This is a genomic window from Pseudomonas sp. GM84 (genome assembly GCF_000282535.1).
In the GTDB taxonomy this organism is placed as follows: domain Bacteria; phylum Pseudomonadota; class Gammaproteobacteria; order Pseudomonadales; family Pseudomonadaceae; genus Aquipseudomonas.
Map to the genome: position 1 here is coordinate 1 of NZ_AKJC01000089.1, position 23,867 is coordinate 23,867.

The following is a 23,867-nucleotide window of genomic DNA, read 5'->3' on the forward strand; positions in this document are numbered from 1 at the left end:
TTGCCGGCGATGGGGCCAGAACGAACAGCACAAAGGGATCAGCATGTTCGACTGGAATGATCTGCGGTTTTTCCTCGAGTTACAGCGCAGCGGCCGCTTGCTCACCGCTGCCAAACGCCTCAACACCACCCACAGCACCGTCGCCCGGCATATCGAAAGCATCGAGAAAAGCCTCGGTACACCGCTGTTCGTGCAGCATGCCCAAGGCTACGAACTGACCTCCTCAGGCCAGGCCCTGCTCAAGCATGCCGAAGCCATGGAGAACGTTGCCCTGCTGGCGCAGGAAGAAATCACCCAGGCCATCACGCCACTGGGCAAGATTCGTCTGGGGGTTACCGAAGGCATCGGCATCATGTTCTTCACCCCGCGCATGCGCGATCTGTTCGAACGCTACCCGGGCCTTGAGGTAGAGCTGGTTGCCGTGCCGCGCTTCGTCAGCATCCTGAACCGCGAAGCGGAGATCAGCATTCATCTGGAACGGCCCAACGCCGACCTGCTGATCACCCGCAAACTCACCGACTACCGCCTGGCGCTGTATGCCAGCCAGGCGTACCTGGACCGCGCCCCACCGCTGCGCAACCGCGAGGACCTGGCCCGCCACAACTGGATCGGCTACGTCGATGACCTGCTGTTCAGTCAGGAGCTGCTGTTTCTCAACAGCTTCTGCCGGGCGCCCAACGTGGCCTTTCGCAGCACCAGCGTGATCGCCCAGCAAACCGCTGCCCGCGCCGGGCTGGGGATCGCCGTGCTGCCCAACTACATGGCCCGCCGCGACCCCACGCTGGTCCGCGTGCTGCCCAGCGAAACCATCCAGCGCAGCTACTGGATCTGTACCCGTCGCGAGCTGCACAAGTCGGTGCGCCTGCGGGTGGTCTGGGACTACCTGCTGGCGCTGTGCGCGGCGGAGCAAGGCGAGTTGCTAGCCGAGTAGCGCCTTGCCCGCCAGCAGCAGTGCCGCCGACCAACCGGCCACGGCAAACAACTGCTGCAATCGCGGCCCGGCGAGTTTGGCGGCCAGCGGCCGGGCCACCAGCAAGCCGAGCACCGCGCCGATGGCGAACGGTGCGCCAACCCGCCAGTGCATCACCCCCGCCAGGCTGGCGCTGACCACACTGCCCATGGAGACCAGGGCGATCACCGCCAGCGATGTGCAGACGATGCTCGTCATGCGCAAGTTGGTGTAGCGATTCAAGGCTGGAATGATCACGAATCCGCCGCCTACGCCCAGCAAGCCGGACAACAGCCCAGACAATGCGCCCGTGAAGGCCAAGGCTCGCGCGCACGGCAACGTCCAGCGCAAGCGACCCTGCAACGGGTTGAGTACGCAGGGCGCGATGAGCCGGTGCGCATCGACGGTTTCACCGCGCAGCTCCTTGGCCGCCTTGCGCCAGATGCGCAGGCAGGCATAAACCAGCACGGCGGCGAAAACCAGGGCCAGGGGCGTGTTGGGCAAGCGGTGGGCCAGCATCAGCCCGAACGGCGCTGCAACGATACCGATCAGGGCGATGAACAAGGCGGCGCGATAACGCACCAGCCCCTGGCGCAACCCCAGTACCGCGCCCACGGCCGCCGCCAAGCCCACCGCCAGCAGTCCGATCGGCGCCGCTTCGACCATCGACAAACCCAGGCCGAACACCAGCAGCGGCACCGCCAGGATGCCGCCGCCAGCGCCGGTCAGCGCCAGCACCGCACCGATGATGGCGCCGAGGCCGGCGCCCAGCAGTTGATGTTCGATCACTGGCGGGCCTCGACCAGTGGCTGTGGACGCGCCATCCATTCGCGCCCCTTGAGCATGCCTTGCCAGTACAACGGAGGCAGCACCCGTGCCTTGAGCAGCCAGGCCAGGCGGGTAGGCTTGCGGCCATCGAGCAGCCAGCGCGGGAAGCTCGGTGCGACCTTGCCGCCATAGGTGAACTCGGCCAGCACGATCTTGCCGCGCTCGACGGTCAGTGGGCAGGAGCCGTAGCCATCGTACTGGGCCAGGGTAGGCAGCCTGCCCAGTGCCACCAGCACGTTGTTGGCCACCACCGGCGCCTGCTTGCGTGCCGCGGCAGCGGTCTTGGCATTGCTGGTGTTGGCCACGTCGCCCAAGGCATGGACATTGGAGAACTTGCGATGGCGCAGGGTCTGCGGGTCGACATCGACCCAGCCAGCGGCATCGGCCAACGGGCTTTGGCGAATGAACTCGGGGGCAACCTGCGGCGGTACCACGTGCAGCATGTCGAAGGCTTCAGTGCGGGTTTCGCTGGTGCCGTCGGCGAGGGTACGGGCGAACGTCGCGCGCTTGTTGGGGCCATCCACCGCGACCAGACGGTGACTGTAGTTCAGGTCGACACCGTATTTGTCGATGTAGGCCATCAGCGCAGGTACATAGTCGGGCACACCGAACAGCACCGCCCCGGCATTGAAGAAGCTGGCTTTGACATGGCCCAGCTGACCGTGGCGCAGCCAGTGGTCGCAGGACAGGTACAGCGCTTTCTGTGGTGCGCCAGCACACTTGATCGGCATGGGCGGTTGGGTGAACAGCGCTCGGCCCTGCTTGAGGTTTTGCACCAGCTGCCAGGTATAGGGCGCCAGGTCGTAACGGTAGTTCGAGGTCACGCCATTGCGGCCCAGGGTTTCGCTGAGCCCGGCAATGGCCTCCCAGTCGAGCTTGAGGCCCGGGCAGACCACCAGCTGTTCATAACTGATGGCGCGGCCGTCTTCGAGCATCACCAGCTGGCCCGACGGGTCGAAGCCCTGGACCCGTGCCTTGACCCAATGCACACCGCGCGGGATAGCCGAAGCCATGGTGCGGGCGGTGCTCGGTGCTTTGAACACACCTGCGCCAACCATGGTCCAGCCAGGCTGGTAGTAGTGCACATCGGCAGGGTCGATAAGGGCGATGTCCAGTGAAGGGTCGCGGCTGATGAGGCTCGAAGCGGTGGCGATACCGGCGGCACCGGCACCGACGATGACCACTTTATGGTGATCGGTATGGGTTGGGGACAACAAGGCAGGCATGAAGGTATTTCCTGGAATTCTGATAATGGAGCAGGGCGGTCAGAGCTTGTTCAGCGGGATCTTCAGGTAGCTCACACCGTTCTCCTCGGGTTCGGGAAAATGGCCGCTGCGCATGTTCACCTGCACCGAGGGCAGGATCAGTACAGGCATGTCGAGCGTCTTGTCGCGGGCTTCGCGCATGGTCACGAAGCTGTCCTCGTCGATGCCGTGATGGATGTGGATATTACTGGCGCGCTGTTCGGCCACGGTGGTGACGTACCGCATGTCACGCCCACCTGGCAGGTAGTCGTGGCACATGAACAGCTGGGTCTGGTCAGGGAAGGCCAGCAGTCGGCGGATGGAGCGATACAGGGTGCGGGCATCGGCACCGGGGAAGTCGCAACGCGCCGTGCCGTAGTCGGGCATGAACAGGGTGTCGCCAACGAACAGCGCTTTTTCCCCAGCATCCTCGAACAGATAGCTCATGCAGGCAGGTGTGTGCCCGGGGGTGTGCAGGGCACGGGCGTGCAGGTTTCCGATACGGAAGCCTTCTTCGTCCTCGAGCAGCACATCGAACTGGCTACCGTCACGAGCAAAGCCGGGTTCGGCATTGAACAGCGAACCGAAGACTTTCTGCACCTGCGTGATGTGGGCACCAATGGCGGTATGGCCACCCAGTGTTTCCTTCAGATAAGCCGCTGCGGAAAGGTGGTCGGCATGTACATGGGTTTCCAGTACCCACTGCACCTCGGCACCCAGCGCCTTGACCCGGGCAATCAGCAAGTCTGCGGAGTCTGTGCAGGTGCGCCCGGACTTGGGGTCGTAGTCCAGGACACTGTCGATCAACGCGCACTTGCGCGTCTCGCCGTCCATGACCAGGTAGCTGATGGTCGAGGTCGCCTTGTCGAAGAAGGCTTCCACGTGAAGGTTGTTGCCGATGATCATCACGTTCTCCAAATTATCTGCCGCGCCTTGTAGAGGCGTAGGCAGTGCCGGGAGGTTTATCAAGATGCATGCCAGGGTTTTTCTGCTCGAAAGGCCAATGAAAACGGCCGGTGCTGGCGTATGCCTTGCCGATATGGCAGCTGCACTGGCAGTCGACTGTCAGCTAATGGCAGTGTTTGGCAGTCCTTGTTACCCTGCAGCGGTCATTCCTCGGTGCCGTCATGCCTGAATCCCACTCCCTCATCCTAGCTTTGGTTTCCTACCTCGAACACGATGCGCAGCCTACGATCGTGCTGGATACCGACTACAACATCCTCGCGGCCAACGCGGCCTACCGCCGGCTGTTCGGCCGTGACCAGCAAGCACCACTGGGCGAGAAGTGTCACCGCGTGTCCCATCACTACGCCGTGCCTTGCGATCAGGCCGGTGAGCATTGTCCGATGCGCAAGGCCTGGGACAGCAAGGTGCCGGAACGTGTCCTGCACATCCACCACACACCACGCGGGCCGGAACACGTGGATGTCGAGCTGCGCCCCATCCTCGATGAGCAGGGCAGGGTGGTGGCCTTCGTCGAGCGTCTGACCACCGTTACCCTGGCTTCGGCACAACCTCAGCAACAAGGCCTGGTGGGACGGGCGCCAGCCTTCAAGGCGGCACTGGCCAGCCTGCAGCGTGCGGCCCCAGCGCAGATCCCGGTGTTGCTCCAGGGTGAGTCGGGCACGGGTAAAGAACTGTTTGCCCGTGCTATCCACATGGGCAGCCCACGGGCCAACGGCCCCTTGGTGGTGGTCGACTGCACGGGCTTGACCGAGTCGCTGTTCGAGAGCGAATTGTTCGGCTACGAGAAAGGCGCCTTCACCGGTGCCAACCAGCGCAAGATCGGCCTGGCCGAAGCGGCCCATGGCGGCACGTTGTTCCTCGACGAAATCGGTGAAGTGCCATTGGCCATGCAGGTCAAACTGCTGCGCTTGATCGAGTCCGGCAGCTTCCGCCCGGTAGGCAGCCTGCGCACCGTACACTCGGACTTCCGCCTGGTATCGGCGACACACAAACCCTTGAAGCAGATGGTGGCAGAGGGCACGTTCCGTGAAGACCTGTATTACCGCATCAGCGGCTTCCCCATTCGCTTGCCCGCCTTGCGCGAGCGCGTGGAAGACCTGCCATTGCTCGCCCAGAGCCTGTTGCAGCGCATGCCAGGCAAGTCCACATCCAGGCTGAGCGTTGAAGCGCAGCAGCATCTTCAATTGCATCCCTTCCCGGGCAACATCCGCGAGCTGCGCAACATTCTGGAAAGGGCCCACTTGTTCGCCGACGACGGGCTGATCCGGCCAGAGCATTTGCCGGAAGACGTCGGCCCTGAATACGCTCGCGGGCTGAGCAAGGGGCGAGGGCGCAACGAGTTGGGTGAGCTGGCGCAGGCGCTCGAACAGTTTCAGGGGTCGCGCAGCGAACTGGCCCGTCACCTCGGCATGAGTGAACGCACCTTGTATCGGCGTTTGAAAGAGTTGGGGTTGTCCTAGCTTTCGTGGATCTGCCGCCATGAAAAAACCCGCTTACGCGGGTTTTTTCATGGCGGTCTATCTACACCTGATCAGAAGTCCAGGTTCGACACCGACAGCGCATTGCTTTCAATGAACTCACGGCGTGGTTCCACCGCATCACCCATCAGGGTGTTGAAGATCTGGTCGGCAGCGATCGCATCTTCAATGGTGACCTTCAGCATACGGCGGACGGTTGGGTCCATGGTGGTTTCCCACAGCTGATCCGGGTTCATCTCACCCAGCCCTTTATAGCGCTGGATGGTGTGGCGCTTGGTGGTCTCGTTCATCAGCCAGTCCAGGCCTTCCTTGAACTCGACGATGGCCTTGCGGCGCTCACCACGCTGAACATAGGCACCTTCACCCAGCAGAGTGGACAGCTTGGAACCGATGTTGACCACGGTACGGTAGTCGTTGCTGCCGAAGAAGTCGCGGTTGAAGGTGATGTAGCTGGCCAGGCCGTGGGAGGTGATTTCCACTTCCGGCAGCCAGACATTACGCTCTTTGTCTTCGCGCAGGCTGGCCTTGTAAGCCAGGCCCGACTTCTGGCTGTTGTTCAGGCGCTCCTGGAAGCTAGCCAACCAGGCCTGCATGACGGCGTGGTCGCCCAGGTGCTCCAGGGTCACTTCCGGCAGGTAGATGAAGTGCTCGGTCAGCTCTTCCGGGTACAGTCGCGACAGACGCTTGAGGGTCTTCATCACGCTGCGGAACTCGTTGACCAGGGCTTCCAGTTGCACACCGGAAACGGCTGGCGCCGATTCGTCCAGGTGCAGGCTGGCGTCTTCGAGGGCCGACTGGGTCATGTATTCTTCCATGGCCTCGTCGTCCTTGATGTACTGCTCCTGCTTGCCTTTCTTCACCTTGTACAGCGGTGGCTGGGCAATGTAGATGTAGCCACGCTCGACCAGTTCCGGCAGCTGACGGAAGAAGAAGGTCAGCAACAGGGTACGGATGTGCGAACCGTCGACGTCAGCATCGGTCATGATGATGATGTTGTGATAACGCAGCTTGTCGATGTTGTACTCTTCGCGACCGATACCGCAGCCCAGCGCAGTGATCAGCGTGCCGACCTCCTGGGACGAGATCATCTTGTCGAAACGGGCTTTCTCGACGTTGAGGATCTTGCCCTTCAGCGGCAGGATCGCCTGGGTACGACGGTTACGACCTTGCTTGGCCGAGCCACCTGCGGAGTCACCCTCCACCAGGTACAGTTCGGAAAGGGCAGGGTCCTTCTCCTGGCAGTCCGCCAGTTTGCCCGGCAAGCCAGCAATATCCAGCGCACCTTTGCGGCGAGTCATTTCACGTGCTTTACGCGCCGCTTCACGGGCACGGGCAGCATCGATCATCTTGCCGACAACGGCCTTGGCTTCGTTAGGGTTCTCCAACAGGAAGTCGGAGAAGTACTTGTTCATCTCCTGCTCCACGGCGGTTTTCACCTCCGAGGAAACCAGCTTGTCCTTGGTCTGGGAGCTGAACTTCGGATCCGGCACTTTTACCGAGATGATCGCGGTCAAGCCTTCACGGGCATCATCACCGGTGGTGGCGACCTTGTTCTTCTTGGCCAGGCCTTCCTGCTCGATGTAGCTGTTGAGGCTACGGGTCAGGGAGGAACGGAAGCCAACCAGGTGGGTACCGCCATCGCGTTGCGGAATGTTGTTGGTGAAGCACAGCAGGTTTTCGTTGAAGCTGTCGTTCCACTGCAGCGCCACTTCGACACCAACGCCATCGTCACGCTGAACATTGAAGTGGAACACCTGGTTGTTGACCGGGGTCTTGTTGGTGTTCAGGTACTCAACGAACGCACGCAGGCCGCCTTCATATTTGAAGAACTCTTCCTTGCCCGAGCGCTCGTCCTTCAGCAGGATGCCAACGCCGGAGTTGAGGAAGGACAACTCACGGATACGCTTGGCCAGGATGTCCCAGCTGAAGTGGATGTTCTTGAAGGTTTCAGCCGAAGGCTTGAAATGGATGTGGGTACCGGTGGTTTCACTGTCGCCTACTACGGCCATCGGTGCCTGCGGCACACCGTGCACGTAGGTTTGTTCCCAGATCTTGCCGCTACGGCGAACGGTGAGCACCAGCTTTTCAGACAGGGCATTGACCACCGACACACCCACGCCGTGCAGGCCGCCAGAAACCTTGTACGAGTTGTCGTCGAACTTACCGCCGGCGTGCAGCACGGTCATGATGACCTCGGCTGCCGAAACGCCTTCTTCTTTATGCACGTCAACCGGAATGCCGCGACCGTTGTCGCGCACACTGATCGATTCGTCCGTATGAATGATTACGGTGATGTCATCGCAGTGACCCGCGAGGGCTTCGTCGATCGAGTTGTCGACCACCTCGAAGACCATGTGGTGCAGGCCGCTACCATCATCGGTGTCGCCAATGTACATGCCGGGGCGCTTGCGCACGGCATCCAAACCTTTCAGCACCTTGATGCTGGAGGAGTCGTACGTTTGATTTTCGCTCATGCCTTCACTCCCGATGGTCGTGGGTCTGGGTGATACGGCCCTGTTCCACGTGGAACAAAGCAACTGGCGTTTCCGTTTGCCAGCCTTCCCTCAGTAATTCGTGATCTACACAGGTAATGAACACCTGGCAGCGTAATTCTTCTAGCAAGCGGCACAATGCGCGGCGGTGCTGGTCGTCCAGCTCCGACGGCAAGTCATCCACGAGATAAATACAGTGACCGCGGCGAGCCTGGCTGACGAGGTGGCCCTGGGCAATGCGCAATGCACACACCACCAGCTTTTGCTGACCGCGCGACAAAATGTCCGCTGCGTTGTTGGCAGCCAGACGAAGACGCAAATCAGCACGCTGCGGGCCGGCCTGGGTATGGCCCATCTGCTGATCACGAAGGAGAGAGGAGGCGAGGACTTCTTGCAGTTCCCGGTCCTTGTCCCAGCCTCGGTAGTAGCTCAGGGTCAACCCGTCCAACTCGACCAGTTCGCTCAGGGTTCGCTCGAAGACGGGCTTCAAGGCCTTGATGTAGTTGCGACGGTATTCATCTATTTCCGCGCTGGCCAGGCACAATTCCCGGTCCCAGGCGGCTTGCGAAGCTGGGTCAAGTGTACCATGACGCAACCACGAGTTCCGCTGCCTCAGCGCCTTCTGCAGACGTTGCCAGGCAGGCAAGAATCGGGGTTCCACGTGGAACACTCCCCAATCGAGGAACTGCCGACGTATTTTCGGCGCCCCTTCCAACAGCCGAAAGCTGTCTGGGTTGATGAGCTGCAAGGGCAGTAGTTCAGCCAGTTGCGCTGCGCTCCTGGCATTCTGCCCATCGATGCGGATGGTGAACTCTCCCTGCCGTTCCCGTGAAACACCGAGGTTGCTGGTGCCACCCTGGGCGAGCTGCACTTCGCCAAAGACCGTGCACGCCGGTTGCTCGTACTGAATGACCGGGTTCAGGCGGGTGCTGCGGAACGAACGGGCCAGGCCGAGCAGATGCACAGCTTCGAGCACGCTGGTCTTACCGCTGCCGTTGGCGCCGTAGAGGATATTGATGCGGGGAGAGGGTGTGAGTGTCACCGGGTGCAGGTTGCGCACCGCGGTGACCATGATACGTCGAAGGGACATTAGGCCTGCTACGTTACAGACGCATCGGCATGACTACATAGGAAGAATCGTCATTGCCGGCTTCCTGCAGCAGCGCACTGCTGTTGGAGTCGGACAGAATCAGACGAACTTGCTCGGTAGTCATCACGCCCAATACGTCCAGCAGGTAGCTGACGTTGAAGCCGATTTCCAGCGAGCTACCTTCGTAGTCCACGCTGATCTCTTCTTCAGCTTCTTCCTGCTCAGGGTTGTTGGCCTGAATCTTCAGTTGGCCAGCCGCCAGCTGCAGACGGATACCGCGATACTTTTCGTTGGAGAGAATCGCGGTACGGCTGAACGCTTCACGCAGTGCCTGACGATCGCCCAGCACCAGCTTGTCGCCGCCCTTGGGCAGCACGCGCTCGTAGTCCGGGAACTTGCCGTCGACCAGTTTCGAGGTAAAGGTGAACTCGCCGGTGGTCGCGCGAATGTGATGCTGACCCAGCACGATGCTGACCATCCCCTCAGGGTCGGTGAGCAGGCGCGCCAGCTCCAGGATACCTTTGCGCGGCACGATGACCTGGTGACGCTCATCCTGCTCGATCGCTGCGCTCATCGAGCACAGGGCCAAGCGGTGGCCGTCGGTGGACACCGCACGCAGGGTGTTGCGCGACACTTCCAGCAGCATGCCGTTGAGGTAGTAGCGCACATCCTGCTGGGCCATGGCGAAGCTGGTGCGCTCGATCAGGCGGCGCAGTTTGCTTTGCTCCAGGTTGCAGGTAAGCGAGCCCGGGCCTTCTTCCACGGTCGGGAAGTCATTGGCCGGCAGGGTCGACAGGGTAAAGCGGCTACGGCCGGCCTTGACCAACAGCTTCTGCTCGTCAACCTTGATATCGATCAGAACGTCGTTCGGCAAGCTCTTGCAGATGTCCATCAGCTTACGCGCCGGGACAGTGATTTCGCCGGGCTCAGCCGGCTCTTCCAGTTGCACGCGGCCTACCAGTTCGACTTCCAGATCGGTACCGGTCAACGACAGCTGCTGGCCTTGTACGACCAGCAGTACGTTGGACAGGACCGGCAAGGTCTGGCGGCGCTCGACGACACCGGCGACCAGTTGCAGGGGTTTCAACAGGGCTTCGCGTTGAATGGTGAAATGCATGGTCTAGTCCCTTGCCTTCAGTTAGCTGGGCTGACGGCCATCAGGTCGTTAGCGTGCGCAGCAGGTTCTTGTAGTCCTCGCGGATGTCCGCGTCGGATTCCTTCAATTCGTTGATCTTGCGGCAGGCGTGCAGCACGGTGGTGTGGTCACGGCCGCCAAACATGTCGCCGATCTCCGGCAGACTGTGGTTGGTCAGCTCCTTGGACAACGCCATGGCCACCTGACGCGGGCGCGCGACAGAGCGCGAGCGGCGTTTGGACAACAGATCGGCGATCTTGATCTTGTAGTACTCGGCCACGGTGCGCTGAATGTTATCCACACTCACCAGCTTGTCTTGCAGCGCCAGCAGATCCTTGAGCGATTCGCGAATCAGCTCGATGGTGATATCGCGGCCCATGAAGTGCGAGTGGGCGATCACCCGCTTCAGGGCGCCTTCCAGTTCACGCACGTTGGAGCGAATACGCTGGGCGATGAAGAACGCCGCGTCGTGCGGCAGCTCGACCTTGGCCTGGTCGGCCTTCTTCATCAGGATCGCGACACGGGTTTCCAGTTCCGGCGGCTCCACGGCCACCGTCAGGCCCCAGCCGAAGCGCGACTTCAGACGCTCTTCCAGGCCTTCGATTTCCTTGGGGTAGCGGTCGCTGGTGAGAATCACCTGCTGGCCACCTTCGAGCAAGGCGTTGAAGGTGTGGAAAAACTCTTCCTGCGAGCGCTCCTTGCGGGCAAAGAACTGGATGTCGTCGATCAGCAAGGCGTCGACCGAGCGATAGAAACGCTTGAACTCGTTGATGGCGTTGAGCTGCAGCGCCTTGACCATGTCCGCGACGAAGCGCTCGGAATGCAGGTAGACGACCTTGGCATTCGGATTCTTCTTCAGCAGGTGGTTACCCACAGCGTGCATCAAGTGCGTCTTGCCCAAACCCACGCCGCCATAAAGGAACAGCGGGTTGTAGCCATGCTTGGGGTTATCGGCCACCTGCCAGGCAGCGGCGCGGGCCAACTGGTTCGACTTACCTTCGACAAAGGTTTCGAAGGTAAAGGTGCGGTTCAGGTAGCTGGTGTGCTTGAGCGCGCCTTCGACCTGGACGGTGCGCTGTTCGGTGCGCCCGCTCGCGGCCGGCGCCGAGTTGCTTTCGGCCATGGAATCGAAGCTGTCACGCGATGACGACTCTGCGCTGTCATTGACCAGCACAGGTTCAGCCACGGCGGCGGTGACCGGCTCGGCAAAGGCTGCTGGTGCGGCGGTGGGTGGCGTCTGGCTTTGTGCAAGAGACGCGGCCACTGCGGCACTGACCGGGGCGTTGGGTGCGGCACGTGGTGCGGAGCTACGACGGCTGCCTATTAATAAGGAAAGGGCAGGCGCGATGCCGCTGCCGTTCTCACCCAACAGTTCGAGCAGACGGCCGAGGTACTTTTCATTCACCCAATCGAGAACGAAGCGGTTAGGCGCATAAACGCGCAACTCGTCGCCTTCGGCTTCGACCTGTAGCGGACGGATCCAGGTGTTGAATTGCTGGGCAGGCAGTTCATCGCGCAGAAGCTCCACGCACTGCTGCCAAAGTTCCACTGACACGGATATCCCCTGAGTTTGAAAGCCGGATGAGGCAAAAGCAAACCGCCATTGTACCGGTCGAGCGTTCAGTTATCCACATGTGGAAACATTCTGAGTAATGACAAATCAGCCATTTAGCGACCAAAACACCTCAATGGCGCGGTGGATAAGCCCTGTGGATAACCGAGCATGAGGGCTATGCACAACCCCGGGTCGAGCCCTGTTGATAACTCCCCTGTGGATAATTACCGTTTTCATCCACAAGTTTTGCCCACCCGCAGCACAGGCGCCGCACCCCTTGTGGACAAGGTTTTGAAATTCTGTACAGCCCATGAATAAAGGGCTGCAGAAGGTTATCCACAGATACTTATCCACTTAAGAGTTATAAGTTCTTCAGAAAAGCTTTTTATATGTCTCTTCTTTTTTTTCATTTTGTCGTCCGTTTGTCTGCACGAGCAAGCGTCGCCTGGACGAGCGTCGGGTTTGCACCTTCCATAAGGAAAGGCTGGTTGGAAATTGACCTATTGGCTTGCTTTCTCTAGAATCGCCGATCTCTTAAAAAGGGGGCCATCCCGGCCCGTCGTCGACAAACCCAGGTAACACGCCATGAAACGTACTTTCCAACCAAGCACCATCAAGCGCGCTCGCACCCACGGCTTCCGTGCCCGTATGGCTACCAAGAACGGCCGTGCTGTTCTGTCGCGTCGTCGCGCCAAAGGCCGTAAGCGTCTGGCCATTTGATTTTTCGGCACAGGTGGTGAGTCAGGACTTCAGTCGGGAAAAGCGACTGCTTACACCCCGGCATTTCAAAGCGGTCTTCGACTCCCCAACCGGCAAGGTTCCAGGGAAAAACCTGCTGATCCTTGCTCGCGAGAACGGTCTCGATCATCCGCGCCTCGGCCTGGTAATCGGCAAGAAGAGCGTCAAGCTCGCCGTTCAACGCAATCGCCTCAAGCGCTTGATGCGCGATTCCTTCCGTCTGAACCAGCACCTGCTCGCTGGCCTGGACATAGTGATCGTCGCGCGCAAGGGATTGGGTGAGATAGAAAACCCGGAATTGCACCAACACTTTGGCAAGCTCTGGAAACGCCTGGCACGCAGCCGGCCCACTCCAGCGGCAAACGCCGATTCCGCAGGGGTAGACAGTCAAAATGCGTAAACTGGCCCTCGTTCCGATCCAGTTTTACCGTTACGCCATCAGTCCCCTGATGGCCAGCCACTGTCGTTTCTACCCCTCTTGCTCCTGTTACGCTTACGAAGCCATTGAAAACCATGGTCTTTGGCGTGGCGGGTGGCTAGCCGTTCGTCGCCTGGGGCGTTGTCATCCGTGGAACGACGGCGGTTTCGATCCCGTTCCCCCCGCTCCTTCCTCCCGAACTTCTTCGATAGCCGAGTAATCATGGATATTAAACGCACGATCCTGATCGCCGCCCTGGCAATCGTGTCCTACGTCATGGTCCTGAAGTGGAACGATGACTACGGGCAGGCTGCCCTGCCGACTCAGAATACTGCTGCCAGCACTGTTGCTCCGGGCCTGCCAGATGGCGTACCGGCCGCTAACAACGGCGCCAACGCCGATGTTCCGAGCGCCAACGGCGAGTCGACCCCTGCCGAGCTGGCACCCGTTGCACTCAGCAAGGATCTGATCCGGGTCAAGACCGATGTCCTGGAACTGGCTATCGATCCAGTCGGTGGTGACATCGTCCAGCTGAACCTGCCGAAGTACCCACGCCGTCAGGACCATCCGAACATTCCGTTCCAGCTGTTCGACAACGGTGGTGAGCGGGTGTACCTGGCCCAGAGCGGTCTGACCGGCGCCAACGGCCCGGATGCCCGTTCGACTGGCCGTCCTCTGTATGCTGCCGAGCAAAAGTCCTACCAGATGGCTGATGGCCAGCAACAACTGGTGGTCGACCTGAAGTTCAGCGACAACGGTGTGAACTACATCAAGCGCTTCAGCTTCAAGCGCGGTGAGTACGACCTGAATGTCAGCTACCTGATCGACAACCAGAGCGGCCAGGCCTGGAACGGCAACATGTTTGCCCAGCTCAAGCGTGACGCCAGTGGCGATCCGTCTTCGAGCACTGCTACCGGCACCGCGACCTACCTGGGCGCTGCCCTGTGGACAGCTGGCGAGCCGTACAAGAAAGTGTCGATGAAAGACATCGACAAAGGCAGTTTGAAAGAAAATGTGTCCGGCGGCTGGGTCGCCTGGCTGCAGCACTACTTCGTGACTGCATGGATCCCTGCCAAGTCGGACAACAACGTCGTCCAGACCCGCAAGGACAGCCAGGGCAACTACATCATCGGCTACACCGGCCCGACCATCAGCGTACCTGCTGGCGGCAAGGTCGAAACCAGCGCCATGCTGTACGCCGGTCCGAAGATTCAGTCCAAGCTCAAGGAATTGTCCCCAGGCCTGGAACTGACCGTCGACTACGGCTTCCTGTGGTTCATCGCCCAGCCGATCTTCTGGCTGCTGCAACATATCCACAGCCTGCTGGGTAACTGGGGCTGGTCGATCATTGTCCTGACCATGCTCATCAAGGGTCTGTTCTTCCCGCTGTCGGCTGCCAGCTACCGCTCGATGGCGCGCATGCGTGCCGTGGCGCCGAAGCTTGCCGCACTGAAGGAACGCTTCGGTGACGATCGCCAGAAGATGTCCCAGGCGATGATGGAGCTGTACAAGAAAGAGAAGATCAACCCGCTGGGCGGCTGCTTGCCGATCCTGGTGCAGATGCCGGTATTCCTGGCCCTGTACTGGGTACTGCTGGAAAGCGTCGAGATGCGTCAGGCCCCATGGATGCTGTGGATCACCGACCTGTCGATCAAGGATCCGCTCTTCATCCTGCCGATCATCATGGGCGCCACCATGTTCATCCAGCAGCGCCTGAACCCGACGCCGCCGGATCCGATGCAGGCCAAGGTGATGAAAATGATGCCGATCATCTTCACCTTCTTCTTCCTGTGGTTCCCAGCCGGTCTGGTGCTGTACTGGGTTGTGAACAACTGCCTGTCGATTTCGCAGCAGTGGTACATCACCCGCCGTATCGAAGCAGCGACCAAAAAAGCTGCTGCTTGACGGGCTACTGCGCTAGCCTGTGAATAAAAACGCCCCTTCGGGGGCGTTTTTGCTATCTGTCGTTTTTGTCGTAGAGGCTTTCGAGCATGAACACTGTGCGTGAAACCATCGTCGCCATCGCTACCGCCCAAGGCCGCGGCGGCGTAGGCATCGTCCGCCTGTCCGGGCCACTGGCGGCCCAGGCCGGCCAACTCATCACCGGCCGCACGTTGACGCCGCGCCATGCCCACTACGGGCCGTTCCGCGACGAGCAGGGGCTGGTGCTGGATGAAGGCATTGCGCTGTTCTTCCCGGGCCCCAACTCGTTTACCGGCGAAGACGTGCTCGAGCTGCAGGGCCATGGTGGTCCGGTGGTCCTGGACATGCTCCTGCAGCGCTGTGTACAAGTCGGTTGCCGTCTGGCTCGCCCCGGCGAGTTCAGCGAGCGAGCATTCCTCAACGACAAGCTCGACCTTGCCCAGGCCGAAGCCATCGCCGATCTCATCGAAGCCAGCTCCAGCCAGGCCGCGCGCAATGCCTTGCGTTCGCTGCAGGGTGAATTTTCCAAGCGTGTGCACAGCCTGACCGAAGCGCTGATTGCGTTGCGGATCTACGTCGAGGCCGCCATCGACTTCCCGGAAGAGGAAATCGACTTCCTGGCTGACGGCCATGTGCTGTCGATGCTCGATACCGTGCGCAGCGAGTTGTCCACAGTGCAGCGCGAAGCCGGGCAGGGGGCCTTGCTGCGTGACGGCATGACGGTGGTGATTGCCGGCAGGCCCAATGCGGGCAAGTCGAGCCTGCTCAATACACTGGCTGGCCGTGAAGCGGCGATCGTCACCGATATCGCCGGCACCACCCGGGACATCCTCCGCGAACATATCCACATCGATGGCATGCCGCTGCACGTGGTCGACACCGCTGGTCTGCGTGATACCGATGACCATGTGGAAAAGATCGGCGTGGAACGGGCGCTCAAGGCCATTGGCGAAGCCGACCGTGTGTTGCTGGTGGTGGACTCCACCGCTCCCGAAGCCAGCGACCCATTTGCGCTGTGGCCGGAGTTCCTGGACCAGCGCCCTGACCCTGCGAAGGTCACGCTGATTCGTAACAAGGCCGACCTCAGTGGCGAGCGAGTAGGGCTGGAACAGTGCGACGACGGCCATGTGACGCTTACCCTGAGCGCCAAGGGCGACGACCAGGGCCTGCTGCTGCTGCGTGACCACCTCAAGGCCTGCATGGGCTACGAGCAGACGGCGGAGAGCGGCTTCAGCGCACGCCGGCGCCACCTGGATGCGCTGCGCCAGGCCAGCGACCACCTGGAGCACGGTCGCGCTCAATTGACCCTGGCTGGCGCTGGCGAGCTGCTGGCTGAAGACCTGCGCCAGGCACAACAGGCCCTGGGCGAAATCACCGGTGCGTTCAGTTCGGACGACCTGCTGGGCAGGATTTTCTCGAGTTTCTGCATCGGCAAGTAGTCCACAACCTGCAAGACCAAGGCCGCTCCTACAGGGAGCGGCTTTTTTTTGCCCGCAGGAGCCCTGTGGAAAACTCGCCTTCAGCTCAGTTGATAAGCAGGCTTTTTTTCTGAGGACAAACTGGCCTGTGGGTAAACAGGCATTTAATCCACAGGCTAAAAGACGTTATCCAGAACCCTCAAGGCACTCCAGACACAGGGTTTAATTTCTCTCTACACAGCGAATTATAAGGGATACAGAATCTTATCCACAGATATGTGTGTGCATAAGAATAAACATAAAAACAAAGCTTTTTTAAATTTCTCTTCTTTGATTTCTGTTGTCTGCCACTCATCCACAGCTGGTCAAAATTTGCGCAAAAGGTTTCTTTAGAGGGGGGGAAGTCCCTATACTTGTCGGCTTACCTTCTCTATTCGCAAAAACAGGCACGAGGTGCGTGGTGGATTTCCCTTCCCGTTTTGAAGTGATCGTCATCGGCGGCGGCCATGCCGGTACCGAGGCTGCGCTTGCGTCTGCACGCATGGGTGTGAAAACCCTGCTGCTGACCCACAACGTGGAAACCCTCGGTCACATGAGTTGCAACCCCGCCATCGGCGGTATTGGCAAAAGCCATCTGGTCAAAGAGATCGATGCGCTCGGCGGCGCCATGGCATTGGCTACCGACAAGAGCGGTATCCAGTTCCGCGTCCTGAACAACCGCAAGGGGCCGGCCGTACGCGCCACCCGTGCACAGGCAGACCGCGCCATCTACAAGGCGGTGGTGCGCGAGATCCTGGAAAACCAGCCGAACCTGTGGATATTCCAGCAGTCGTGCGACGACCTGATCGTCGAGCAGGACCAGGTCAAAGGCGTGGTCACGCAAATGGGCCTGCGCTTTTTCGCCGAACAAGTGGTATTGACCACCGGTACCTTCCTCGGTGGCCTTATCCACATCGGCCTGCAGAACCATTCCGGTGGCCGCGCCGGTGATCCACCTTCGATCGCCCTGGCTCACCGCATGCGTGAACTGCCGCTGCGTGTCGGCCGACTGAAAACCGGCACGCCACCGCGTATCGACGGGCGCTCGGTGGACTTCTCGGTCATGACCGAACAACCGGGCGACACGCCAATCCCGGTGATGTCGTTCATGGGCAATGCGCAGATGCACCCGCGCCAGGTCAGCTGCTGGATTACCCACACCAATGCGCGCACCCACGAGATCATCGCCTCGAACCTCGACCGTTCGCCGATGTACTCCGGGGTGATCGAAGGCGTGGGCCCGCGCTATTGCCCGTCGATCGAAGACAAGATCCATCGCTTCGCCGACAAGGAAAGCCATCAGGTGTTCATCGAGCCGGAAGGCCTGACCACCCATGAGCTGTACCCCAACGGTATTTCCACTTCGCTGCCGTTCGACGTGCAGCTGGAGCTGGTCCGCTCGATCCGCGGGATGGAAAATGCCCACATCGTGCGCCCGGGCTACGCCATCGAGTACGACTACTTCGACCCGCGTGACCTCAAGTACAGCCTGGAGACCAAAGTCATCGGCGGCCTGTACTTCGCTGGCCAGATCAACGGCACTACCGGTTACGAAGAAGCCGGCGCCCAGGGCCTGCTGGCCGGGACCAACGCCGCGCTGCGCGCGCAGGGCCGTGAAAGCTGGTGCCCACGGCGCGACGAGGCCTACATCGGCGTACTGGTCGACGACCTGATTACCCTGGGTACCCAGGAGCCCTACCGCATGTTCACTTCGCGTGCCGAGTACCGGCTGATCCTGCGCGAAGACAATGCCGACCTGCGCCTGACCGAAAAAGGCCGTGAACTGGGCCTGATCGACGACGCGCGCTGGGCCGCGTTCTGTGCCAAGCGCGACGGCATCGAGCGTGAGGAACAGCGCTTGAAGTCGACCTGGGTACGCCCGAATACCCCGCAAGGCCAGGCCGTTGTGGATAAGTTCGGTACCCCGCTGAGCCACGAGTACAGCCTGCTGAACCTGCTCGCCCGTCCGGAAATCGACTATGCCGGGCTGATTGAAGCGACCGGCGGTGATGTCATCGACCCACAGGTGGCCGAACAGGTCGAGATCAAGACCAAGTACGCCGGTTACATCGACCGCCAGCAGGATGAAATCGCCCGCCTGCGTGCCAGCGAAGACACCCGCTTGCCTGTGGATATCGACTACACCACGATTTCCGGCCTGTCCAAGGAAATCCAGAGCAAGCTGGGGCAGACCCGCCCGGAAACCCTGGGCCAGGCTTCACGCATCCCCGGCGTCACGCCAGCGGCGATTTCCCTGTTGCTGATTCATCTGAAAAAACGCGGCGCTGGCCGCGAATTGGAGCAAAGCGCTTGAGTTCCCTGGTCACCCCGCAGCACGCAGAAGAGTTGTCCACAGGCGCGCGCCAGCTCGGCATCGAGTTGACCGCGCAGCAGCACGAATCGCTGCTGGGCTACCTGGCCCTGTTGATCAAGTGGAACAAAGCCTACAACCTCACCGCCGTGCGTGACCCGGACGAGATGGTGTCGCGCCACCTGCTCGACAGCCTCAGTGTCATGACGTTTATCCACAACGACCGCGAAAGCTGGCTGGATGTTGGCAGTGGCGGTGGCATGCCGGGTATTCCCTTGGCTATCCTGCATCCGCACAAGCAGGTGACGGTGCTGGATGCCAATGGCAAGAAGACGCGTTTTCTGACCCAGGTGAAAATGGAGCTGAAACTGGACAACCTCACGGTTATCCACAGCCGGGTCGAGGCCTTCCAGCCCGCGCAGCCGTTCAGCGGCATCATCTCCCGCGCCTTCAGCAGCATGGAGAACTTCACCAACTGGACCCGCCACTTGGGCGACACCGGGACGCAATGGCTTGCAATGAAGGGGCTGCATCCTGCCGATGAACTGGTAGCATTGCCCGCAGACTTCACAGTGGAAAGCGAACAGGCCCTGACCGTTCCAGGTTGCCAGGGCCAGCGCCATCTGCTGATACTGCGCCGCAAGGCATGACTGGGAACACACGCACCAATGGCTAAGGTATTCGCAATCGCGAACCAGAAAGGTGGAGTGGGCAAGACCACCACCTGTATCAATCTTGCAGCATCGCTGGCCGCGACCAAGCGTCGTGTGCTGCTGATCGACCTCGATCCGCAGGGCAACGCCACCATGGGCAGCGGTGTGGACAAACACGAACTCGAGCATTCGGTCTATGACCTGCTGATCGGCGAATGCGACCTAGCCCAGGCCATGCACTACTCCGAGCACGGCGGCTTCCAACTGCTGCCGGCCAACCGCGACCTGACCGCCGCGGAAGTGGTGCTGCTGGAAATGCAGGTCAAGGAGAGCCGCCTGCGCAATGCCCTGGCGCCGATCCGCGAGAACTACGACTACATCCTGATCGACTGCCCGCCGTCGTTGTCCATGCTGACGCTGAACGCCCTGGTCGCTTCCGATGGCGTGATCATCCCGATGCAGTGCGAGTACTACGCACTGGAAGGTCTCAGCGACCTTGTGGATAACATCAAGCGCATCGCCGCCCGTCTGAATCCGCAGCTGAAGATCGAAGGCCTGCTGCGAACCATGTTCGACCCGCGCCTGAGCCTGAACAACGATGTTTCGGCGCAGCTCAAGGAACACTTCGGCGAGCAGCTGTACGACACGGTCATTCCGCGCAACATCCGCCTGGCGGAGGCACCGAGCTTCGGCATGCCCGCGCTGGCCTACGACAAGCAATCGCGTGGCGCACTCGCCTACCTGGCCCTGGCCGGGGAACTGGTTCGCCGTCAACGCCGTCAATCACGCACTGCACAAACAACTTAAGGAATCCGTATGGCCGTTAAGAAACGGGGTCTCGGACGTGGGTTGGATGCACTGCTCAGTGGTCCTTCCGTCAGCGCGCTCGAAGAGCAGGCTGTGAAGATCGACCAGAAAGAACTGCAACACCTGCCGGTTGAGCTGATCCAGCGTGGCAAGTACCAGCCGCGTCGCGACATGGATCCGGAGGCGCTGGAAGAACTCGCGCACTCGATTCGCAGCCATGGCGTGATGCAGCCGATCGTGGTCCGCCCGATCGACGGCAACCGCTTCGAGATCATCGCCGGTGAGCGCCGCTGGCGTGCCACCCAGCAGGCCGGCCTCGACACCATCCCGGCGATGGTCCGTGAAGTGCCGGACGAAGCTGCCATCGCCATGGCGCTGATCGAGAACATCCAGCGCGAGGACCTCAATCCTTTGGAAGAGGCCCTGGCCCTGCAGCGCCTGCAGCAGGAGTTCGAACTGACTCAGCAACAGGTGGCGGATGCCGTGGGCAAGTCGCGGGTCACCGTGGCCAACTTGCTGCGCTTGATTTCGCTGCCTGAAGCGATCAAGACCATGCTCGCTCACGGCGACCTGGAAATGGGCCATGCACGTGCATTGCTCGGTCTTGAAGAAGATCGGCAGGAAGAAGGGGCGCGACATGTTGTCGCACGTGGCCTCACCGTGCGCCAAACCGAGGCACTGGTGCGCCAGTGGCTCAACGGCAAGCCTGATCCGGTCGAACCGAGCAAACCTGATCCGGACATCGAGCGCCTTGAACAGCGGCTTGCAGAGCGCCTGGGCTCGCCCGTGCAGATACGCCATGGCAACAAGGGAAAAGGCCAGTTGGTTATTCGTTATAACTCGCTCGACGAGTTGCAGGGCGTCCTTGCTCACATCCGCTGAAACAATTCCCGTTGTAGCGCGCAGTCGGAAATCACTACCCAAGAGTTGAATAGGGGTTAATCCACCCCTATACTCTGCGCGCATTTTGTCGGCACAAATTATGCCAAGTCATAACTGACTTGTTGGTCGACTTCCGAGGAGCAGTTGTGATGGAAATCCGCACGCCAAACCGCCTGCCTTTCCATCGCTGGGCGGTTTTTCCGGTACTGCTGGCTCAATTCGTCGTACTACTGCTGGCAACCTTGGTGTTGTGGCAGTGGAAAGGGGCGGTCAGTGGATATTCAGGCCTTTGCGGAGGTTTGATTGCCTGGCTGCCCAATGTGTATTTCGCCTGGAAGGCTTTTCGCTTCAGCGGGGCCCGAGCGGCACAGGCCATCGTCAAGTCGTTTTACGCAGGCGAGGCAGGCAAGATGATTTTGACGGCAGTGCTATTTGCACTGACCTTCGCAGGAGTGAAGCCACTGGCGCCGTTAGCAGTATTCGGCGTCTTCGTGTTGACCCTTTTGGTCAGCTGGTTCGCGCCCCTGCTGATGAATAAAAGACTTTCGAGACCTTAGGGCGTTTGAGGCAACCATGGCAGCAGAAACCGCTTCGGGCTATATCCAGCACCACTTGCAGAACCTGACCTACGGTCAACTACCAGACGGCAGCTGGGGCTTTGCCCATTCGGCTGCAGAAGCCAAGGCAATGGGCTTCTGGGCGTTCCACGTGGACACCCTCGGTTGGTCCGTAGCGCTGGGTCTGATCTTCCTGTTCATTTTCCGCATGGCGGCCAAGAAGGCGACCTCCGGTCAGCCTGGCGCTCTGCAGAACTTCGTGGAAGTCATGGTGGACTTCGTCCACGGCAGCGTGAAGGACTCCTTCCACGGCCGTAGCCCGGTAATTGCACCGCTGGCGCTGACCATCTTCGTCTGGGTATTCATGATGAACGCCATCGACCTGATTCCGGTCGACTGGATTCCTCAGCTGGCGATGCTGATCTCCGGTGATCCGCACATTCCGTTCCGCGCCGTGTCGACCACCGACCCGAACGCGACCCTGGCCATGGCCTTCTGCGTGTTCGCCCTGATCATCTTCTACAGCATCAAGGTCAAGGGCCTGGGCGGCTTCATCGGTGAGCTGACCCTGCACCCGTTCGGCAGCAAGAACATCTTCCTGCAGATCCTGCTGATTCCGGTCAACTTCCTGCTGGAATTCGTCACCCTGATCGCCAAGCCGATCTCGCTGGCACTGCGTCTGTTCGGCAACATGTACGCCGGCGAGCTGGTGTTCATCCTGATCGCGGTGATGTTCGGCGCCGGCATCCTCTGGCTGAGCGGCCTGGGTGTGGTGCTGCAGTGGGCGTGGGCTGTGTTCCACATCCTGATCATCACCCTGCAAGCTTTCATCTTCATGATGCTTACCATCGTCTACCTGTCGATGGCTCACGAAGATAACCATTAAGACCGCCTGGCGTGTCTGATAGCCTTCCCCGCTCGTTTGGGGGGAGGGCTTAAAAAGTCCGCAAGGGCAGCTGTACCAAACGATTTGTTTTACCGCTTCAAACTAAAAACCTAACCAATACGACGTAAAAGTCGGGAGGAAAGATGGAAACTGTAGTTGGTCTGACCGCTATCGCTGTTGCTCTGCTGATCGGCCTGGGTGCTCTGGGTACCGCCATTGGTTTCGGCCTGCTGGGCGGCAAGTTCCTGGAAGGCGCTGCTCGTCAGCCTGAAATGGTTCCGATGCTGCAGGTCAAAATGTTCATCGTTGCCGGTCTGCTCGACGCCGTAACCATGATCGGTGTTGGTATCGCTCTGTTCTTCACCTTCGCGAATCCGTTCGTTGGTCAGATCGCCGGCTAATCACTCGTATTCACGAGTTGATGGCTGTATGAATTAAGACCGAGCGAGGTGTTGGCGTGAACATTAATGCAACCCTGATTGGCCAATCCGTTGCTTTTCTGATTTTTGTACTCTTCTGCATGAAGTATGTATGGCCTCCGGTCATCACTGCTCTGCACGAGCGCCAAAAGAAGATTGCTGACGGCTTGGACGCTGCCAACCGCGCAGCTCGCGACCTGGAGCTGGCCCAAGAGAAAGTGGGTCAGCAACTGCGTGAAGCTAAAGCACAGGCAGCCGAAATCATTGAGCAAAGCAAGAAACGCGCTGCTCAGCTTGTCGAGGAAGCCCGTGATCAGGCCCGCGTCGAAGCTGACCGTGTGAAGGCTCAGGCTCTGGCCGAGATCGAACAGGAACTGAACAGCGCTAAAGACGCCCTGCGTGCCCAAGTGGGTGCTCTGGCCGTTGGCGGTGCTGAAAAGATCCTTGGCGCCACAATCGATCAAAACGCGCATGCGGAGCTGGTTAACAAACTGGCCGCTGAAATTTAAGCGAGGGCGATCATGGCAGAACTGACCACGTTGGCCCGACCTTACGCTAAGGCTGCCTTTGAGCATGCCCAGGCCCATCAGCAACTGGCCAATTGGTCAGCCATGCTCGGCCTGGCTGCTGCGGTGTCGCAAGACGACACCATGCAGCGCCTGCTCAAGGCCCCGCGACTGACGAGCGCAGAAAAGGCCGCCACGTTCATTGACGTGTGCGGTGACAAGTTCAATGCACAGGCACAGAATTTCATTCATGTTGCCGCGGAAAACGACCGTCTCCTGCTTCTGCCGGAGATTGCCGCTCTGTTCGACCTGTACAAGGCCGAGCAAGAGAAATCCGTGGACGTGGAAGTCACCAGTGCCTTCGCGTTGAACCAAGAACAGCAAGACAAACTCGCCAAGGTTCTCAGTGCACGGTTAGGCCAGGAAGTGCGCCTGCACGCGTCGGAGGATGCCAGCCTGATTGGCGGCGTCGTCATCCGCGCTGGTGACCTGGTAATCGATGGCTCTGTTCGCGGCAAAATCGCGAAACTGGCCGAAGCATTGAAATCTTGAGTTTGAAGGGGCAGCAGAGCA

23 protein-coding genes are annotated in these 23,867 nt (G+C 60.2%); 16 read left to right on the forward strand and 7 right to left on the reverse strand.

The window, feature by feature from the left end; translation table 11 throughout:
* Positions 1-43: 43 nt before the first annotated feature.
* Entirely contained in the window at positions 44-931 is an 888-nt protein-coding gene (locus PMI38_RS07130) for a LysR family transcriptional regulator (protein ID WP_043273204.1), read from the forward strand.
* Here PMI38_RS07130 and PMI38_RS07135 read toward each other — a convergent pair.
* Genes PMI38_RS07135 through PMI38_RS07145 form a run of 3 tightly spaced genes read right to left on the reverse strand, consistent with a single transcriptional unit; the run spans position 920 to position 3,927 of the window.
* Complete coding sequence (locus PMI38_RS07135; RefSeq protein WP_008092191.1) at positions 920-1,738, reverse strand: sulfite exporter TauE/SafE family protein; 819 nt, start codon at positions 1,736-1,738, stop codon at positions 920-922. The two genes, PMI38_RS07130 and PMI38_RS07135, sit on opposite strands and share 12 nt — an antisense overlap.
* Positions 1,735-3,003, reverse strand: a complete 1,269-nt coding sequence (locus tag PMI38_RS07140; RefSeq protein ID WP_008092193.1) for an NAD(P)/FAD-dependent oxidoreductase — start codon at positions 3,001-3,003, stop codon at positions 1,735-1,737. Before PMI38_RS07140 ends, PMI38_RS07135 begins: the two co-directional genes overlap by 4 nt.
* Before the next feature lie 39 nt (positions 3,004-3,042).
* Complete coding sequence (locus PMI38_RS07145) at positions 3,043-3,927, reverse strand: MBL fold metallo-hydrolase (RefSeq protein ID WP_008092195.1); 885 nt, start codon at positions 3,925-3,927, stop codon at positions 3,043-3,045.
* A gap of 221 nt (positions 3,928-4,148) precedes the next feature.
* Between PMI38_RS07145 and PMI38_RS07150 the strand changes: the two genes are divergently transcribed.
* Complete coding sequence (locus PMI38_RS07150; protein WP_008092197.1) at positions 4,149-5,447, forward strand: sigma-54 interaction domain-containing protein; 1,299 nt, start codon at positions 4,149-4,151, stop codon at positions 5,445-5,447.
* Positions 5,448-5,518: 71 nt separating this feature from the next.
* Here PMI38_RS07150 and gyrB read toward each other — a convergent pair whose 3' ends face one another.
* Genes gyrB through dnaA form a run of 4 tightly spaced genes read right to left on the reverse strand, consistent with a single transcriptional unit; the run spans position 5,519 to position 11,737 of the window.
* A complete protein-coding gene (gene gyrB / locus PMI38_RS07155) occupies positions 5,519-7,939 on the reverse strand; it encodes a DNA topoisomerase (ATP-hydrolyzing) subunit B (RefSeq protein WP_008092201.1) in 2,421 nt (806 codons plus the stop codon).
* 4 nt (positions 7,940-7,943) lie between these two features.
* Positions 7,944-9,047: a DNA replication/repair protein RecF gene (gene recF / locus PMI38_RS07160; RefSeq protein ID WP_008092202.1), complete on the reverse strand. Its 1,104-nt coding sequence runs from the start codon at positions 9,045-9,047 to the stop codon at positions 7,944-7,946.
* Between the two features lie 13 nt (positions 9,048-9,060).
* Complete coding sequence (gene dnaN / locus PMI38_RS07165; RefSeq protein ID WP_008092209.1) at positions 9,061-10,164, reverse strand: DNA polymerase III subunit beta; 1,104 nt, start codon at positions 10,162-10,164, stop codon at positions 9,061-9,063.
* 40 nt (positions 10,165-10,204) lie between these two features.
* Positions 10,205-11,737, reverse strand: coding sequence for a chromosomal replication initiator protein DnaA (dnaA, locus tag PMI38_RS07170; RefSeq protein ID WP_008092211.1), 1,533 nt, complete (start codon positions 11,735-11,737; stop codon positions 10,205-10,207).
* 585 nt (positions 11,738-12,322) lie between these two features.
* On the opposite strand from dnaA, the gene rpmH reads away from it, so the two are divergent.
* The 14 genes from rpmH to PMI38_RS07230 all read left to right on the forward strand — a co-directional run bounded on the left by rpmH (position 12,323) and on the right by PMI38_RS07230 (position 23,846).
* Entirely contained in the window at positions 12,323-12,457 is a 135-nt protein-coding gene (rpmH, locus tag PMI38_RS26505; protein WP_003253163.1) for a 50S ribosomal protein L34, read from the forward strand.
* A 13-nt stretch (positions 12,458-12,470) separates the two neighbouring features.
* The gene (gene rnpA, locus PMI38_RS26510; RefSeq protein WP_008092213.1) at positions 12,471-12,875 is read left to right on the forward strand and encodes a ribonuclease P protein component; all 405 of its coding nucleotides are present in this window, start codon (positions 12,471-12,473) and stop codon (positions 12,873-12,875) included.
* Positions 12,868-13,113 carry a membrane protein insertion efficiency factor YidD gene (yidD, locus tag PMI38_RS26515; RefSeq protein WP_078477749.1) on the forward strand — a complete coding sequence of 82 codons (246 nt, stop codon included), beginning with the start codon at positions 12,868-12,870 and terminating at the stop codon, positions 13,111-13,113. The genes rnpA and yidD overlap by 8 nt, the downstream gene beginning before the upstream one ends.
* Positions 13,114-13,115: 2 nt before the next feature.
* On the forward strand, positions 13,116-14,798 hold the full coding sequence (gene yidC, locus PMI38_RS07180; RefSeq protein ID WP_008092214.1) for a membrane protein insertase YidC: 1,683 nt from the start codon (positions 13,116-13,118) through the stop codon (positions 14,796-14,798).
* An 86-nt stretch (positions 14,799-14,884) separates the two neighbouring features.
* Positions 14,885-16,255, forward strand: a complete 1,371-nt coding sequence (gene mnmE / locus PMI38_RS07185) for a tRNA uridine-5-carboxymethylaminomethyl(34) synthesis GTPase MnmE (protein WP_008092216.1) — start codon at positions 14,885-14,887, stop codon at positions 16,253-16,255.
* Between the two features lie 439 nt (positions 16,256-16,694).
* Positions 16,695-18,587: a tRNA uridine-5-carboxymethylaminomethyl(34) synthesis enzyme MnmG gene (gene mnmG, locus PMI38_RS07190; RefSeq protein ID WP_008092217.1), complete on the forward strand. Its 1,893-nt coding sequence runs from the start codon at positions 16,695-16,697 to the stop codon at positions 18,585-18,587.
* The gene (gene rsmG, locus PMI38_RS07195) at positions 18,584-19,234 is read left to right on the forward strand and encodes a 16S rRNA (guanine(527)-N(7))-methyltransferase RsmG (protein WP_008092218.1); all 651 of its coding nucleotides are present in this window, start codon (positions 18,584-18,586) and stop codon (positions 19,232-19,234) included. The genes mnmG and rsmG overlap by 4 nt, the downstream gene beginning before the upstream one ends.
* An 18-nt stretch (positions 19,235-19,252) precedes the next feature.
* A complete protein-coding gene (locus tag PMI38_RS07200; protein ID WP_008092220.1) occupies positions 19,253-20,044 on the forward strand; it encodes a ParA family protein in 792 nt (263 codons plus the stop codon).
* A gap of 9 nt (positions 20,045-20,053) precedes the next feature.
* Entirely contained in the window at positions 20,054-20,926 is an 873-nt protein-coding gene (locus tag PMI38_RS07205; protein WP_008092222.1) for a ParB/RepB/Spo0J family partition protein, read from the forward strand.
* Positions 20,927-21,075: 149 nt separating this feature from the next.
* Positions 21,076-21,483, forward strand: coding sequence for a F0F1 ATP synthase subunit I (locus PMI38_RS07210; RefSeq protein ID WP_008092225.1), 408 nt, complete (start codon positions 21,076-21,078; stop codon positions 21,481-21,483).
* Positions 21,484-21,499: 16 nt separating this feature from the next.
* The gene (gene atpB, locus PMI38_RS07215; protein WP_008092227.1) at positions 21,500-22,369 is read left to right on the forward strand and encodes a F0F1 ATP synthase subunit A; all 870 of its coding nucleotides are present in this window, start codon (positions 21,500-21,502) and stop codon (positions 22,367-22,369) included.
* A 143-nt stretch (positions 22,370-22,512) separates the two neighbouring features.
* Positions 22,513-22,770: a F0F1 ATP synthase subunit C gene (gene atpE / locus PMI38_RS07220; RefSeq protein ID WP_003097235.1), complete on the forward strand. Its 258-nt coding sequence runs from the start codon at positions 22,513-22,515 to the stop codon at positions 22,768-22,770.
* 56 nt (positions 22,771-22,826) lie between these two features.
* On the forward strand, positions 22,827-23,297 hold the full coding sequence (locus PMI38_RS07225; RefSeq protein ID WP_008092228.1) for a F0F1 ATP synthase subunit B: 471 nt from the start codon (positions 22,827-22,829) through the stop codon (positions 23,295-23,297).
* A gap of 12 nt (positions 23,298-23,309) precedes the next feature.
* Positions 23,310-23,846, forward strand: coding sequence for a F0F1 ATP synthase subunit delta (locus tag PMI38_RS07230; protein ID WP_003253191.1), 537 nt, complete (start codon positions 23,310-23,312; stop codon positions 23,844-23,846).
* Positions 23,847-23,867: the final 21 nt, after the last annotated feature.

What these genes read in the sequence shown, in the direction of transcription:
- PMI38_RS07130 (WP_043273204.1), top strand. Translation starts at nt 44, where the DNA reads ATGTTCGACTGGAATGATCTGCGGTTTTTCCTCGAGTTACAGCGCAGC.
- PMI38_RS07140 (WP_008092193.1), bottom strand. Translation starts at nt 3,003, where the DNA reads ATGCCTGCCTTGTTGTCCCCAACCCATACCGATCACCATAAAGTGGTC.
- PMI38_RS07145 (WP_008092195.1), bottom strand. Translation starts at nt 3,927, where the DNA reads ATGATCATCGGCAACAACCTTCACGTGGAAGCCTTCTTCGACAAGGCG.
- PMI38_RS07150 (WP_008092197.1), top strand. Translation starts at nt 4,149, where the DNA reads ATGCCTGAATCCCACTCCCTCATCCTAGCTTTGGTTTCCTACCTCGAA.
- gyrB (WP_008092201.1), bottom strand. Translation starts at nt 7,939, where the DNA reads ATGAGCGAAAATCAAACGTACGACTCCTCCAGCATCAAGGTGCTGAAA.
- recF (WP_008092202.1), bottom strand. Translation starts at nt 9,047, where the DNA reads ATGTCCCTTCGACGTATCATGGTCACCGCGGTGCGCAACCTGCACCCG.
- dnaN (WP_008092209.1), bottom strand. Translation starts at nt 10,164, where the DNA reads ATGCATTTCACCATTCAACGCGAAGCCCTGTTGAAACCCCTGCAACTG.
- rpmH (WP_003253163.1), top strand. Translation starts at nt 12,323, where the DNA reads ATGAAACGTACTTTCCAACCAAGCACCATCAAGCGCGCTCGCACCCAC.
- yidD (WP_078477749.1), top strand. Translation starts at nt 12,868, where the DNA reads ATGCGTAAACTGGCCCTCGTTCCGATCCAGTTTTACCGTTACGCCATC.
- yidC (WP_008092214.1), top strand. Translation starts at nt 13,116, where the DNA reads ATGGATATTAAACGCACGATCCTGATCGCCGCCCTGGCAATCGTGTCC.
- mnmE (WP_008092216.1), top strand. Translation starts at nt 14,885, where the DNA reads ATGAACACTGTGCGTGAAACCATCGTCGCCATCGCTACCGCCCAAGGC.
- PMI38_RS07200 (WP_008092220.1), top strand. Translation starts at nt 19,253, where the DNA reads ATGGCTAAGGTATTCGCAATCGCGAACCAGAAAGGTGGAGTGGGCAAG.
- PMI38_RS07205 (WP_008092222.1), top strand. Translation starts at nt 20,054, where the DNA reads ATGGCCGTTAAGAAACGGGGTCTCGGACGTGGGTTGGATGCACTGCTC.
- PMI38_RS07210 (WP_008092225.1), top strand. Translation starts at nt 21,076, where the DNA reads ATGGAAATCCGCACGCCAAACCGCCTGCCTTTCCATCGCTGGGCGGTT.
- atpB (WP_008092227.1), top strand. Translation starts at nt 21,500, where the DNA reads ATGGCAGCAGAAACCGCTTCGGGCTATATCCAGCACCACTTGCAGAAC.
- atpE (WP_003097235.1), top strand. Translation starts at nt 22,513, where the DNA reads ATGGAAACTGTAGTTGGTCTGACCGCTATCGCTGTTGCTCTGCTGATC.
- PMI38_RS07230 (WP_003253191.1), top strand. Translation starts at nt 23,310, where the DNA reads ATGGCAGAACTGACCACGTTGGCCCGACCTTACGCTAAGGCTGCCTTT.